This window comes from Modestobacter sp. SYSU DS0657, assembly GCF_054050925.1.
This window is the reverse complement of record NZ_JBJHAG010000002.1, coordinates 176,254-190,290: the sequence shown is the minus strand read 5'-3', so window position 1 is coordinate 190,290 and position 14,037 is coordinate 176,254. Positions and strand designations below refer to the sequence as shown.

At 75.0% G+C, this 14,037-nt stretch carries 11 protein-coding genes; 6 read left to right on the top strand and 5 right to left on the bottom strand.

The genetic code is table 11. From position 1 onward, the window contains the following. Window positions 1–2 precede the first annotated feature (2 nt). Window positions 3–1,343, bottom strand: coding sequence for a glycosyltransferase (locus ACI79A_RS02340; RefSeq protein WP_457079509.1), 1,341 nt, complete (start codon window positions 1,341–1,343; stop codon window positions 3–5). A 156-nt stretch (window positions 1,344–1,499) separates the two neighbouring features. Here ACI79A_RS02340 and ACI79A_RS02335 point away from each other — a divergent pair, with 156 nt between their 5' ends. After that, window positions 1,500–2,657: a glycosyltransferase family 4 protein gene (locus tag ACI79A_RS02335; RefSeq protein WP_457079507.1), complete on the top strand. Its 1,158-nt coding sequence runs from the start codon at window positions 1,500–1,502 to the stop codon at window positions 2,655–2,657. A gap of 37 nt (window positions 2,658–2,694) precedes the next feature. Here ACI79A_RS02335 and ACI79A_RS02330 read toward each other — a convergent pair whose 3' ends face one another. After that, window positions 2,695–4,221 (bottom strand): lipopolysaccharide biosynthesis protein, encoded by a 1,527-nt coding sequence (locus tag ACI79A_RS02330; protein ID WP_457079505.1) that lies wholly within the window; start codon window positions 4,219–4,221, stop codon window positions 2,695–2,697. 509 nt (window positions 4,222–4,730) lie between these two features. Here ACI79A_RS02330 and ACI79A_RS02325 point away from each other — a divergent pair. The 3 genes from ACI79A_RS02325 to ACI79A_RS02315 are packed head-to-tail and all read left to right on the top strand — an operon-like array spanning window position 4,731 to window position 7,351. Continuing rightward, entirely contained in the window at window positions 4,731–5,699 is a 969-nt protein-coding gene (locus ACI79A_RS02325) for a glycosyltransferase family 2 protein (RefSeq protein ID WP_457079503.1), read from the top strand. 5 nt (window positions 5,700–5,704) lie between these two features. Then, window positions 5,705–6,340, top strand: coding sequence for a metal-dependent hydrolase (locus ACI79A_RS02320; protein ID WP_457079501.1), 636 nt, complete (start codon window positions 5,705–5,707; stop codon window positions 6,338–6,340). Window positions 6,341–6,382: 42 nt separating this feature from the next. After that, complete coding sequence (locus ACI79A_RS02315) at window positions 6,383–7,351, top strand: glycosyltransferase family 2 protein (RefSeq protein WP_457079499.1); 969 nt, start codon at window positions 6,383–6,385, stop codon at window positions 7,349–7,351. On the opposite strand, the gene ACI79A_RS02310 is transcribed toward ACI79A_RS02315, so the two are convergent. Then, window positions 7,315–8,658 (bottom strand): glycosyltransferase family 2 protein, encoded by a 1,344-nt coding sequence (locus ACI79A_RS02310; RefSeq protein ID WP_457079497.1) that lies wholly within the window; start codon window positions 8,656–8,658, stop codon window positions 7,315–7,317. The two genes, ACI79A_RS02315 and ACI79A_RS02310, sit on opposite strands and share 37 nt — an antisense overlap. Window positions 8,659–8,902: 244 nt before the next feature. On the opposite strand from ACI79A_RS02310, the gene ACI79A_RS02305 reads away from it, so the two are divergent. Then, the gene (locus tag ACI79A_RS02305; protein WP_457079495.1) at window positions 8,903–9,424 is read left to right on the top strand and encodes an acyltransferase; all 522 of its coding nucleotides are present in this window, start codon (window positions 8,903–8,905) and stop codon (window positions 9,422–9,424) included. A gap of 151 nt (window positions 9,425–9,575) precedes the next feature. After that, window positions 9,576–10,400 (top strand): glycoside hydrolase family 16 protein, encoded by an 825-nt coding sequence (locus ACI79A_RS02300; RefSeq protein ID WP_457079493.1) that lies wholly within the window; start codon window positions 9,576–9,578, stop codon window positions 10,398–10,400. A 7-nt stretch (window positions 10,401–10,407) separates the two neighbouring features. Here ACI79A_RS02300 and ACI79A_RS02295 read toward each other — a convergent pair whose 3' ends face one another. Further along, on the bottom strand, window positions 10,408–12,444 hold the full coding sequence (locus ACI79A_RS02295; protein WP_457079491.1) for a hypothetical protein: 2,037 nt from the start codon (window positions 12,442–12,444) through the stop codon (window positions 10,408–10,410). Window positions 12,445–12,712: 268 nt separating this feature from the next. After that, a complete protein-coding gene (locus ACI79A_RS02290) occupies window positions 12,713–13,462 on the bottom strand; it encodes a glycoside hydrolase family 16 protein (protein WP_457079488.1) in 750 nt (249 codons plus the stop codon). Window positions 13,463–14,037 lie beyond the last annotated feature (575 nt).

Sequence of the window (14,037 nt, the reverse complement as noted above, 5' to 3'; positions counted from 1 at the left end):
GCTCAGGAGCGGGTGGCCAGCCGCCGGCGACGACGTTCGGTCACCCGGCTGTGCAGGTAGGCAGCCGGCCCCCGGAGGGCGCCGCGGCTCTCCAGGGTGGCGAGCTCCCCGGGAACCGGGGACCCGAGCCGGTCGGCGGGCTCGACCGGCGCAGCCTCGCTCCCCCCGTGGCCTCCGGCCGACCGGGCCTGCCGGACGTAGGCCGGCAGACGCGAGGCGATCCCGACCAGGTGCAAGGGGTCGGCGAGCAGCAGGGCGGTGAGCAGGGCGGTGAACCCGCGCCCGTAGTCGAACAGCTGCCGACGCAGGCCGTCGTAGTCGGCCCGGTGCGAGTGGAAGACCATCGCCGCCGGTTCGTAGCCGATGGCCCCGCCCCGCCACAGGTGCGTGATGAACAGGGCCAGGTCCTCTCCCCCTCGGGCCGGTGTGCCCGGTCCGAGGGACGGGTCGAAGCCGCCGATGTCCCGCAGCACCGAGGCGCGGAAGGCCATGTTCGCGCCGGCGCCGCAGACACCGGCGCCGTAGACGGCGAACCGGCGCTGCTCCGCTCCCGTCCAGTCGACGGCGGCGACCTGCGACCGCCGCACGGGCGAGCAGCGCCGCCCCGCGCCTCGGTAGCTCATCGGCGCGAAGACGCGCTGCCCGCCGAAACCGCCGTAGTGGCGCTCGAACCACAGCTGGGCGTCGGTCTCCAGGTCCGCCGGCAGGATCAGCCCGGTGACCAGCCCCTCCTCCGGTCGCAGCGTGAAGCGGGTGCCGATCGCCCGCAGCCAGCCGGGGTCGACGCGCACGTCGTCGTCGGTGAAGGCGACGACCTCACCCCGCGCGGCCCGTGCGCCGGCGTTGCGCGCGGCGGAGGTGCCGGGCACCGCCTCCCGCACCGCCCGCACGCCGTCCAGGCCGACCAGGACCTCGTCGAGGAGTCCGTCGCGCTCGGCACCCCGGTGGTTGTCGACGACGACCACCTCGAAGTCGGGGTAGTCCAGCCGGGTCAGCGCGGTCAGGCATCGGCGCAGCTGATCCGGGCGCGCGAGGTCGGAGGCCACCACGACGGTGGCGGGGGGCAATGCGGCGTCCGGGAGCGGCGGCATGCTGCGCGGCCGGGCGTCGCGCACTGCCGTGCTGACTGCCCGCTCCACATCGGCGGCGCTCAACACGCCGTGCTCGTCGAAGGCCCGTTCCACGACCGCGACCGGCTCACCCGCCACCCGGACGACCAGCCAGACCCCGGCCCAGGAGCTGCCATCGGGACGCCGGGCGTCGAGCACGGGGAGCGGGTCTCCGACGTCCACGAGCACGACCCGGACCGCACCTGACGACGTCGTGCCGGGCTGGGTGATCACCGGGCGAAGGTACCGCCGGGCTGTGCCCCGGCCAGGCGGTGCGCAGCGGCTCTCACCCTTTCGGTGTGTCCGGCGCAGACAGGACCGGCCGTGGTGCGGATGATCGGACGCCGGACACCGGGAGCCCAGCCCGCGGAGATCCCAGGAGGACCGTCGATGAGGATCTTGACCCATGCGCTCAGCCTGGAGCGGCTCGGTGGGCTGGAGGTGAACACCCTCGAGGCCACCAAGGCGCTGCTCGCCCGCGGGCACGAGGTGCACCTGCTCCACGGTGCGCCGCTCCTCGGCGGTGCCGGGCCGCAGCTGGGTGCGGAGTTCGAGGCCGCCGGTGCCGTGCTGCACGGACCGTTCCCGTTCGGCACCTCCCTCCGCGGCGCGCCCAGGGCGATCCCCCGCTTCCTGCCGGCCGCCCGCCTGTCGCGCGAGCTGCGCCCCGACGTCATCTGGCTGCAGCGGCCCGAGCAGATCTTCTGGGGACAGACCGTGGCCCGGGTGTCCCGCACGCCCCTGGTCGTCCACCTGCACCACGTGCCCAACTACGGCCGGGCGCTTCCGTACCTGCACCGGGGGGTCACCCGGTTCATCGCCGTCTCGGAGTTCATGCGCCGTCGCTGGGTGGCCAACGGCCTGCGCCCGGAACTGGTCGACGTGGTGCACAACGCCGTGCCGGCCGACACCTATCCGCCTGGCGGGGCCGGCGAGCAGCGCGCCGCCCGGGACGCGCTGGGGCTCCCCGACGTGCCCACCGTCCTCTACTACGGGCGGCTGGAGGAGGCCAAGGGGCTCACCGTCACCCTGGACGCCTGGGAGCAGCTGGCCCCGCGGGCCGGGGAGGCGCACCTGCTCCTGGCCGGCGACGTCCCCCCCGGCGAGGAACGCTGGGCCCCCCAGCTCGATGCCGCGGTCGCCACGGGCACGGTGACCGTGCTGCCCAACCAGGGCGACGTCGTCCCGCTGCTGCACGCCGCGGACGTCGTGGTCTTCCCGACGCTGCTGGAGGAGGCCTTCGGGCGGGTGGCGCTCGAGGCCCTCATGACCCACCGGCCGGTGCTCGCCTCGGACCTGGGCGCGGTCGGGGAGATCCTGACCGGACCGCTGGCCCGCTTCCTGCTGCCGGCCGGGGACGCGGCCGCTCTCGCCGGTGCGCTGGAGGGTCTGGTGCACTGGCGCACGGCAGAGCCGGGCCTCGGTGCGCTGTGCGGCGCCGAGGCCGAGCGGCGGTTCGGCTTCGACGGCTACGTCGAGGCGCTGGAACGGTCCCTCGGGAGCGCTGCCGGTGCGCGCGGACCGCGCCGGTCCGTCAGCGCCGGCTGACCTCCCCGGCCGGGTCGGGCCGGCGTCCGCGGAGACCTCAGCCGGCCTCGGCGCCGACGACGGGGTCACCCGCGGACACCGGCCCGGCCCCGGCACGCCGCAGCCGGTTCAGCTCCCACAGCAGCCAGGGCAGGCAGCAGACACCGACCGCCACCCGGGCGAGGTCCCACGACAGGGTCTGCGGGAGCTCCATCGAGCCCACGGCGACCGCGGTGGCCAGGGCGGCCGGCAGCCAGGCGAGGGCCCGCATCCGCGGCAGCTCCGCCCGCCCGGCGAGGGCCACGCGCTGCACCCCGGCCTGGACGGCGAACGCCGCGACCGTGGCCGCCGCCGCGCCCACCAGCTCCCAGTGGGGCACCAGCACGAGGTTGAGCACCACGTTGACCACCGCGGCCACGATCGCCGCGACCGCCACCGCCCGGGTGCGACCCAGGGTGATGAGCGCGCGCCCGGTCGCCATGCCGGCCAGCACCGGGAAGCCGGCGGCCGCCACGAGGAAGACCACCGGGAGCAGGGCCTGCGGTGCATACGACGGCGGCGCGACGATCGTCAGCAGCAGCGGGGAGGCCAGGGTGATGCCCAGCACGATCGGTGCCATCAGCCGCATGAGCCCGTCCCGCGCGGCCGCGATCACCGCCCACCGGGCCCGTTCGTCCCGGATCGCGGCGATGCGGGGCGCCCAGGCGCCGCTGGTGACCGACAGGAGCATCACCGCCAGGTTCCCGATCGTGTAGGCGATCTGGTAGCGGCCGGTGTCCGCCGGCCCGAGGATGCGCTGGATGACCAGCCGGTCGCCGGCGTTGAGCACGTAGATGGCCAGGGCGCTGACCATGAGCGGGAGGCCCAGTGCGAGTGCCCGCCTGGCCAGCGGCCGATCGGCCGCGCCGCCCCACCGCGGCCGTACCAGCGCCAGCCCCACGCCGAGGGTGAGCACCAGGGTGACCAGGTTGCCCGTGGCGTAGACGCCGGCGAGCCGGGACCCGGAGCCGAGCAGGATGGCCAGCCCCACCACCTGGCCACCGACGCCGGTGAGCACGCTGAGCACGCTGAACGCCCGCAGCCGGTCCTGCGCGAGCAGCAGGACGCCGATGAGCTGGAGCGCGGCGGCGGGCGGCGTCCAGGCGATCGTCACCACCAGGATCCGGGTGTTCCCGGTGAAGCCGAGCTGCGCACTCCACAGCGGCGCCGTCGCCGCGGCGACGAGGGTGAGGGTGACGGCCAGCGCGAGGCCGAGGGCGATCAGCGCCCGAGCCGGCCGGTCGCTGCCCAGTTCTGCGCGGAGCAGCACGAGTGCCTGGTCCAGCCCGACCACGGCCAGCACGACGAGCACCTGGTGCAGCGCGATGGCCGAGGCGAGCTGACCGAACTCGACCGCGGGGAGCAGGTGGGCCAGCACCGGGGAGACGAGCAGCGAGCTGAGCAGCTGGAGCGACCACACGGCGACGTAGAGCAGCCCGCGGCCGAACAGCACCGACGTCTGCCCCTCCGGCGAACCTCCGTCCGCGGCGCGGGGTCGCTCGCGTCCCGGTCCGGTCTCGACCGGACCGCCAGCTGGCTCGACCACCGGATGCCACCTCTCCTCGACCAGCCGGAGGAGCCGGCCCGTTCGCTCGCCGGTCAGGTTAAGAGGGCGACCGCCCCACGTGCGGCTCCCGGCGTGCGCCCGTCACCCGGCCGGGGCAGGTGGCGGCTCCCCGCTCGGCGGACGTCCGGCCGGTCACCCGGCAGGTGGGCGACCGCGACGGCGAGGGAGCCACCGCCGGGCCACACACCCACCACTCGGGTGACCCACGGTGAGCGATGAGCACCCGGCGGGGTGAAGGAGAGCACCGAGGGTGGACAAGATCCACGAGATCCCGATAGGAATTGACCACCGCGGCGACGCAGAGTCACCGTCCCCCGGTCGCGGCCAGGCCGCCGAGGACGACGACGTCCCGGGAACCGGTCGGAGCCGCGCAGCACTACCACGCACAACGGGTGAGCGATGACCCGCCGGGCGCACACGTGGTCGCCATAGCCCGGCGGAGAGCAGAGGCGAAACCGGACCCGTGCCCCCTACGAGAGGACCCGGGCATGAGCCGTCCCACGGTGATCGACCTGCACCCCCGTACTCCGGTCGGGCCCACCTCCCCGCCGCGGGTGAGCGTGGTCATCCCCACCTACAACGAGGCGAAGAACCTCCCGCACGTGTTCGGCCTGCTCCCCGCCGACGTACACGAGGTGATCGTCGTCGACGGCCACAGCGTGGACGACACGGTCGCGGTGGCGCAGTCCCTGCGCGACGACGTGAAGATCGTGCTGCAGAACCGGCGCGGCAAGGGCAACGCCATGAGCTGTGGTTTCGCGGCCGTCACCGGCGACATCGTCGTCATGCTCGACGCCGACGGCTCGGCCGACCCGCGTGAGATCGAGGACTTCGTCGCCGCCCTGGTCGGCGGCGCCGACTTCGCCAAGGGCACCCGGTTCGCCAACGGGGGCGGCAGCGCCGACATCACCCGGGTGCGTGCCTGGGGCAACCGGTGGCTCAACCGGGTCGCCAACACGCTGTTCGGCACCCGGTACACCGACCTCTGCTACGGCTACAACGCCTTCTGGTCCCGCTGCATCGCCGCGCTCGAGCTCGACCACTCCGACCGCCGCCGCACCGGGAAGCTGTGGGGCGACGGCTTCGAGATCGAGACGCTGATCAACACCCGGGTCGCCAAGGCCGGCCTGCGGATCGTCGAGGTGCCCAGCTACGAGTTCAAGCGGCTGCACGGCCAGAGCAACCTCAACACCTGGCGCGACGGTCTGCGCGTGCTGCGCGCCCTGGTCGTCGAGCGGTTCAACGGCAAGGGCCGCAAGCCCGAACCCGCCTACCTCGCGGAGGTGGCCGTGTCCGGGGGCGCCGTCGCGGTCCCCGAGCCGCGTCAGGAGGTCGCGCCGGCGAGCCTGGCGCGCACGCCGAACGTGGCCTTCACGCCCAACACGGCCCTCATCTCCGCCACGGTGACGGCCGAGCCGGTGGCCACCGCCGACGGCGCCGCCACCCGTTCCGCCTGACCAGCATGTCGGCGACCGGCGGGGCCCGGCACCGAGCCGAGCCCCGCCGGTCGGCGTTGCCGGTGGCATGGCCGGTCGTCGCGCTGTCCGCGCTGGTGGCGCTCGACGCGATCGCCGCCGGGCGTGACTGGCCGATCCCGGTCATCGGCCTGCTCGACGAGCCGGCGCACCTGATCACCGCGTGGCTCGTGCTCACCGCGGCGCCCTGGCTCTCGGACCGGGTGCCGACCGGGTGGGTGCTGGCCGGTGCGGTGGCCATCGACCTGGACCACATCCCGCTGTACCTCTTCGGCGGGCCCACGGCGACCCCCGGAGGGCGGCCGGTGACGCACGCGCTGCTCACCGTCGCCGCGCTGGCGCTCCTGGGCGCCGCGTCCCGGCGGTGGCGGCGGCCGCTGCTCGCCCTCGCCCTGGGCGTGCTGCTGCACCTGGCCCGCGACGTCGCCATCGGGCCCGGCGTGCCGCTGCTGTGGCCCCTGGCCGACACCGGCGTGCGGATCCCCTGGGGGGCCTACGCCGCTGCGCTCGTCGTCGTCACCGCCCTCGCCGTCCGGCGCCGGGCGCGCGACCACCGCGTCGCACCACCCCCGACCCGCCGCTCACCCGTTGCGGAGAGCCCCGACCACGGTGCGCACGGTTAGCCTCTGGCTGCCCGCGACCTCCCCCGTCCCGCGAGGAGACCGGTGACCGACCAGCAGCCCACCCGCACGACCCCCGCCGCCGAGCCGGCGACCCCCACGGTGACCGGGGTGGTCTGCGCCTACACGCTGGACCGCTGGTCCGCCCTGGCCGAGGCGGTCACCAGCCTGCTCACCCAGACCCGGCCCCTGGACCAGGTGCTGCTGGTCATCGACCACAACGACCTGCTGCTGGCCCGGGCCCGGGCGGAGTTCCCGGCGGTGACGGTGCTGCCGAGCAGCGGTCCGCGGGGCCTGTCCGGCGCACGCAACACCGGCACGGCCGCGGCCACCGGTGACGTGGTGGCCTTCCTCGACGACGACGCGGTAGCCGCCCCCACGTGGGCCGAGGAGATGCTGGCCGCCTACCGCGACCCGGCGGTGATCGGCGTCGGCGGGCACGTGGTGCCGGACTGGCAGGCGCCACGGCCGTCCTGGTTCCCCGACGAGTTCCTCTGGGTCGTCGGCTGCAGCTACACCGGGCTGCCGACCGGCCCGGCGGAGATCCGCAACCCGATCGGCGCGAACATGAGCTTCCGCCGGGACTCCTTCGGGTCCGGCGGGTTCGACCCCGACATGGGCCGGATGGGTGCCGACGCCGCCGGCTGCGAGGAGACCGAGTTCGCCATCCGCGCCCGCCGGGAGCAGCCCGGCAGCCGCGTCGTGCTGGCGCCGTCCGCCGAGTGCCGGCACAAGGTGTCGCCGGACCGGGTGACCCGCGCCTACTTCCGCCGCCGGTGCCGCGGCGAGGGCCGGTCCAAGGCCGTGGTCAGCCGGCTCGCCGGGCAGGACGCCGCGCTGCAGTCCGAACGCGGCTACGTGGTCCGCACCCTCCCCCGGGGCGTGCTCCGCGGGCTCGCCGACGTGCTGCGCGGCGACCCCTCGGGGGCGGCGCGCGCCTGGACGATCGTCGAGGGGACGGCCCTGACCGCCGGCAGCTACGCGCTGGCCCGGCTGCGCGCCCGGCGCGGCTGAGCCGACGCCACGGCACGCCGCGCGCGCAGGTACAGCACCGGCCCGGCCACCAGACCGGCGAGCTCGCGGAGCAGGGCGCCCCCCGGGGCGGCGGCACCCGCGGGCAACCGCTCGTCGGTCTGCGCTCGGATCGCGCCCATCCGCGCGATCCCGACCGGGATGCGGCGGAGCAGCTCCCCCCGCGTACCCGGCTGCAGCAGGCACTTGGTCAGGAAGGCGCCCAACCCGGTGCCGTAGCCGAACACCTGCCGGCGCAGTCCGTCCGGGTCGGCGCGGTGGTGGTGCCAGACGACGGCGGACGGTTCATAGGCGATCACCCGACCGGCCCGCAGCACCCGCAGGAAGGCGTCGAGGTCTTCCCCACCCTTGGTCGGGGAACCGGCGCCCAGCGCCTCGTCGAACCCGCCGAGGTCCCGGAGGAAGGCCGCGTCGAAGGCGAGGCTCGCGCCGGTGCCGAACACGCCGGCCGAATAGGGGTAGAGCACGTCGCCGTCCCGGCCGGTGCCCGCCCGGTCAAACTGCTCGGGGCGCAGCCGGGAGGACCAGGAGACGGCGCGGGCGTCGAAGTACGCCTCCTCGGGGGTGTCGATCCCGGCGGTGGCGACCAGGCCGGTCACGCAGCCGACGTCGGCACCCCGCGCGAACCCGCGCAGCAGCCCCTGCACCCAGCCGGGGTCGACCGCGACGTCGTCGTCCGTGTAGGCGATGACGTCCCCGCGCGCCTCGGCCAGCCCCTTGTTCCGCGCGCAGGAGAGCCCCGGGCGCGGCTCGACGACGTACCGGAACCGGGGGTCCTCGGCGGCCAGCGCGGTCACCAGCTCGTGGGTGCTGCCGTCGCTGGGGGCGTTGTCGACCACCACCACCTCCAGCCGCGGGTGGGTGAGCGCCCGCAGCCGCTCCAGGCAGGCGCCCAGCACGCTGCCGCGGTCCCGGGTGCAGACGACCACCGAGACGAGGGTGTCGTCGTCCGCGAGGGCCGGGCACCCCGGCCGCGGCGCCGGCACCCCGCCGCCGGACCACTCGGTGCCCTCGGCGGCCAGGTGCGCCGACACCTCGGCGTGGAACCGCTCGGCGGCCAGCCGGGCCACGTCGGCCGGCGTCGGCTCCGTCCCTCCGGTGAGGATCGGCAGGTAGCCCACCGGGTCACCGTGCAGGCGTACCAGCACGCGGGCGTGCGGCTGCCCCGCGAACGGGATCACCGAGCGGAGTCCGGGATCGCCGGACAGCTCCAGCTCGGGGCACCAGGTCGCACCCCAGGGGGGCGTCGGACCGGTGCCGTGCGCGGTGCCGGAGTGCTGGGACGTCACGTCATCTCTCCCGTCGTGGCCGGGCAGACGGCGATCCCGCAGCCGGCTGGCGCACGCTACCGCCGAGTCGTCACCGGCAACTGCTGCCGTCACCCATCCGAGGTGTGCGCCTGCCCGTGCGAAGGACGGGGTCGGTCACGCCCCCTACGGTCACGGGGTGATCTCACCGCGTGACTTGGTGCGCCTCAAGCCAGGCATCGCGCTCCGTAGCCGGGGCCGGGTCCTGTGCTTCCGCCGCACCAGGGTGCGCATCGCCCGGACCGGCGCCGTACGGGTCCAGGAGGGCGGCAGGCTGGTCCTCGGCTACCAGTGGCACAGCGGGGCCAGGCTCTTCCCGGGCCACTTCCTGGTCCACCGCGGAGCGCATGTCGAGGTGCCCGGCTTCTTCGGCATCTGCTCGGGCACGCGGGTCGAGGTGAACCCGGGCGCCCGACTCGAGCTGGGCGACGGCAGCGGCATGAGCAACGACGTCCGGGTGAACTGCTACGAGTCGATCAGCATCGGGCGCGGCGTGCTCGTGGCGGAAGGGGCCGTGCTGCGCGACAGCGACGACCACGCGGTCGACGGCAAGCCGATGACCGCCCCGATCCGCATCGAGGACCACGCGTGGATCGGGATGCGCGCGATGGTGCTCAAGGGCGTGACGATCGGACGCGGCGCGATCGTCGCGGCCGGTGCGGTCGTCACCAGCGACGTGCCGCCCGGGACCATGGTGGGGGGCGTGCCCGCTCGTGTGCTCCGGAGCGGCGTGACCTGGGAGGAGTGAGCCTCCGACCCGAGGCGGGCACGGGGTCGGGCGAGGGGACCCATGAGGCGTCGCCAGCCCGCGACCACGGCACCCGGCCGGGCGTGGTCCGATGGGGTGATCGTCCGGCCCCGGACGCGCTGCCGGCCACCGGGCCGGGCTACAACAGGCCATGACCTCCCCCGCGGCGGCGACGCAGTGCCCGCGCCGGCAGCCGGTCACCCGGCCCGGCCGCGCCGGCCCGCGGGCCGCGGCGGCCGCCCTGAGCGCCCTCCTGCTGGTCGCCGGCCCGGTGGCTTCGGTACCGACCGGCGCCCCGGGCCCCGGCGACCTGCCGGGGTGGCAGCTGGTTTTCGCCGAGGAGTTCGGCGCCGACGTCCCCCTGGGCGGTTTCCCGGGTCGCGCCTACGGTGACCGGTGGACCGGGTACGAGGGCTTCGCCGACACCGCGGGTACCGGCTGGTACGCCACCAGCCGGGTCGTCTCCGTGGCCGACGGCGTGTTGGACATGTACCTGCGCACCGAGGCCGGCGTGCCGCTGGTGGCCGCGCCGGTACCCCTGGTCGGCGGACGGTGGGGTGGACTGGTCCACGGCCGGTTCAGCGTCCGGTTCCGCGCCGACCCCGTGCCCGGGTACAAGACCGCGTGGCTGCTGTGGCCCGACTCCGACGTCTGGGCCGAGGGGGAGGTCGACTTCCCCGAAGGGGAGCTGGACGGCGAGTTCTACGCGGCCAACCTGCTGGTCGGGTCACCGGGGGTGTTCGACCTGAGGACCGAGGGGCTGGCCGACTTCGCCGACTGGCACGTGGCGACCATCGAGTGGGCCGCCGACGCCGTCACGTTCTCCCTCGACGGCCGAGAGGTCGCCTCCTCACCGAGCAGTCCCCGCACCCCAATGCACTGGGTACTCCAGACCGAGACCGCGTTCGGCGAGCCGCCGGCCGACGCCGCCGGCCACGTGCAGGTGGACTGGGTCACCGTGCACGTGCCGACATGAGGGACGGTCAGTCCGTCCCGGCGCTCCACGCCCAGACCCGCACGTCGCCGTCGGTCCGCACCAACTCCCAGTCCGGGCTGTCCTCGACGTCGGCGAGCAGCTGTGCGTAGGAGCCGGGCACGAACTCGCGGTAGTACTCGTCCCAGGTCCGCATGGTCCCGGTGGTCACGAGCCAGACCCCACTCGCCGGCCGGGCACGCACGACCTGCGCCAGCGCGTCCAGGGTCGGCTCGTCCGGGTCCTGGCCGGTCTCGGTGGCCAGCACCCGCAGCAACGAGTCGAGGGACGCGTCGGTGGTCGCGTTCTCACCCGAGTACCGCTGGTAGTCGAAGGCGATGCGCCCGGGCCAGTTCCACAGCACGGGGATGACCAGGTCGTCCGGGTGCTCCTCGGCGAGCCATCGGGCGGCGGCCACGTCGGCCGGGCGGATCAGGTTCAGCGACCACGTTCCGTAGGTGGTCTGGGACGCCAGCGCCACGACGACCAGCACCCACACCCCCGCGGCCGCCGGGACCGCGCTGCCGGTGCGCCCCGTCGGCCGGGCCAGGAGCCGGGCCAGCGCGGGCCCCAGCACCACCGCGCAGCCGATGGTCGAGTAGAGGACCACCCGCAGGACGGCCTCACCGCCGTAGCTCTGGCCGCCGAGGATCGCGAACGGGGCGAACGCCACGATCCCGGGCACCAGCACCCCCTCCGACCGGAACAGCCGCCGCCAGCCGATCCGGTGCTGGCGCGCCGCCAGCACCAGCAGGGTGGACAGCCAGGTCAGCGCGGCCGCCCCGCGGGCGAACAGGCTCCCGACCGCCTGACCGGCGCCCTCCGACACCGGCACGTTGCTGGCGGCGTTGCCCACCGGGTCGAACCCGGTGAACAACCCGTAGGAGGCCACCACGTCGTAGCGCGGCAGCACGTAGCCGACCAGGACCAGCAACAGCACGACCGGGAGCAGCCACGGGACCCGGCGGAACACGGCCAGCACCACGGCGACGCCGAGCAGCCAGAACGGCGTGAGCTGGTGCGTGGGGACGATCACCGCGAACAGGGCCACGGCCAGGACGGCGTGGGTGCGGCTGCCCCGGGACTGCACCAGGGCGAGCAGGAAGCCACCGGCCAGGCAGATGGCGATCGCCTGCGGGGCGAAGTAGTCCTGCCCCACCCAGTTGAGCACCACCGCGAGCGCCCCGGCCGTGGCGGTGCCCAGCACGTCAGCGCCCAGCACGCGGGCCAGCGCCGCGACCTGCAGGGCGAACAGCACGTGGACCAGCGGCGTGATCCAGCGGGCCAGGTCGAGCGGCGCGACGCCGGTGGCGTCGCTGAACCAGGCGGCACCGGCGAACATCGCCGGCCAGTGCATGTAGATGTCGTTGCCGGCCAGCAGGTGGTGCTGCTCCTGGAGCTCGACGACGACTCCGACGTGCTTGTAGGTCCAGGCCTCCGTGGGCACCGCACCGACCACCGAGGCGGTGGCCCGCAGCACCACGACGAACCCGGCGCCCGCAGCGGCGACGACACCGGGACGACGGAGCCGGATCCCGGCCACCAGGACGAGGGTGACACCGGCGACGGACAGCGGCAGCGCGACCGGACCGGAGACGATCAACCCGTAGACCGACGGGGCGGCGTCGTCGACGGCCGGTAGCGCGGCGACCCACGCACCGAGCGAGGCGAGCAGCAGCACGCCCAGGACGACGGTGCTGCGCCGCGGCCTCGGGAACCGGGGGAGCCGGAACGCGAGGCCCCGCAGCTGAGCCCTGGCCACGGTCGGCACCAGCACCGCCACGGCCGCCGTGGCCGCGCTGGGCACCCAGACCCCGGTCCAGGTGCCGACGCTGCCCAGGACCAGCAGCAGCCCCAGCCCGACCAGTGGGGTCAGCGCCACCTTGGTCAGGGGCGTCAGCCGCAGGCGGGCCAGCAGCGCACCGCCCGGCCCCGTCATCCAGAACAGCAGCACCAACACCCCGCGGATGGCGCTGGACGCCGTCCCGCCCACCTGCGATAGCCCGACCATGGCGACCAGCGCGAGCAATGAGGTGAGGACGGCCACCACGGACAGCCAGTGGTCGACTGGCGAGAGCGCCGGCCTCCGGGGCGCCGGGGCGTCCGTCCGGGGCTCGATCGCCGGCGGCGGGGCCACAGCGCTCACGCCGCCGCCCCCAGCAGGCGTCCGGCGCTCAGCGGACCGCCGGCGCAGGCGCAGTTCGTGGGGTGCACGACTCCTCGTCTACCACGCCCCGCAGCCGCACCGCCGTCTTCGCCGCCCTCGAGTGGCCAGATGCCATCCGTGCGGATGACATCCGGGCCCGCCACCCGGGTCACGCGACCGGGATGGTCCACCTGGGGTCGTAGGAGATGCGGTCGACGTAGACGTGCCCCGAGACCGCTGGGTCGGGGCGTTCACCGGAGTTCGACCACTCGACCTGCAGAACCGGTCGCATCGGCTCGTCGGGCACGTTCGTGGTGACCCGGGTCACCTGCACGCCGTCCTGGTAGAACGCGACGAAGCCCGGACCCCACTGCCAGGTGTAGTCGTGCATGACCGGGTCGTGCCACGAGGCCGGCGTGACCACCCGCTGCGTCGGGGCGAAGCTGACCGGGTCGGTTCCCTGCAGCACCGCGGGGTAGGGGTGCGCGTCGGACGTCTCCCCCTCCGGCCCGTCGAGCTCGTGGCTCCACCGGTCCGAGGTCGGCCACAGCAGGAAGGCGATGTGGTAGCCGGCGAAGTCGTCGGTGCGCATCCGCACGGTGTAGGTGCCATGGGTGAAGCCCTCGTAGCCGAACGGCAGGACCGCCGCGGCCTTCGCATCCCGGCACCACCAGTCGAGCACGCCGTCGTGCACGCTGAGCACCTTCGAGGGGTGATAGACGCCCTCGGCCCCCCCGGCCCCGTTGGTGGCCTCGCTGCCGTCCCGGTAGCTGAGCATCCCCGGATAGGCGGAGGGCGCGGAACCGTCACCCGGCCATGCGCCCAGTGCCACGTCGGTGTCGAACTCCTGCACCGCGGCCCGGCCGGCGGTCAGCCGTGTCGTGGTCGTACCACCTGCGACGGGCCGGGCGGGCGCCACGACGGCGGGACCGTCGGCCACCGATGAGGGCGCGGGAGCAGCTGCCTGCGGGTCCGGCATGGGCACCGCGGGCGTCGGGGTGCCCGCGGGGACGGGAACCGGCACGGACGTGCCCCGCGCGGGCACCTGGCCAGGGCGGTTGGGCACCCCCTCGACGTCGTCCGACACGGCTCCTCCCCCGCTCGCCCACCCCGACCCGCTGGTCGGCGCGGCGCCGGTGACCGGGGCGGCGCCGGCGTCCACGACCACCTCGGGCCGAGCCGCGGAAGCCTCAGTCCCGGGAGCCGTGTGCAGCGCCGCGCCGGTCAGGACGGCACAACCGCCCATGGCGACCAGAGCGCGCAGCACCCCGGAGTACCGGCGGCGCGACAGCGACACCCGGCGCGCTCTCCTGGACCATCTGCGCGACACGCGCTCACCCCGCCCTCGATCGACGCCCGAACCGTAGGCACCCGGTCGGGTGGGTGACCAGGGCGATCGCCGCACGGGACCCGTCCGTCACAGGGACCTCACGCGTACGACACCTGTCGGCCGGACGGCGCACGTCCGGACTGCTCCACCGAGCGTGAATCAGC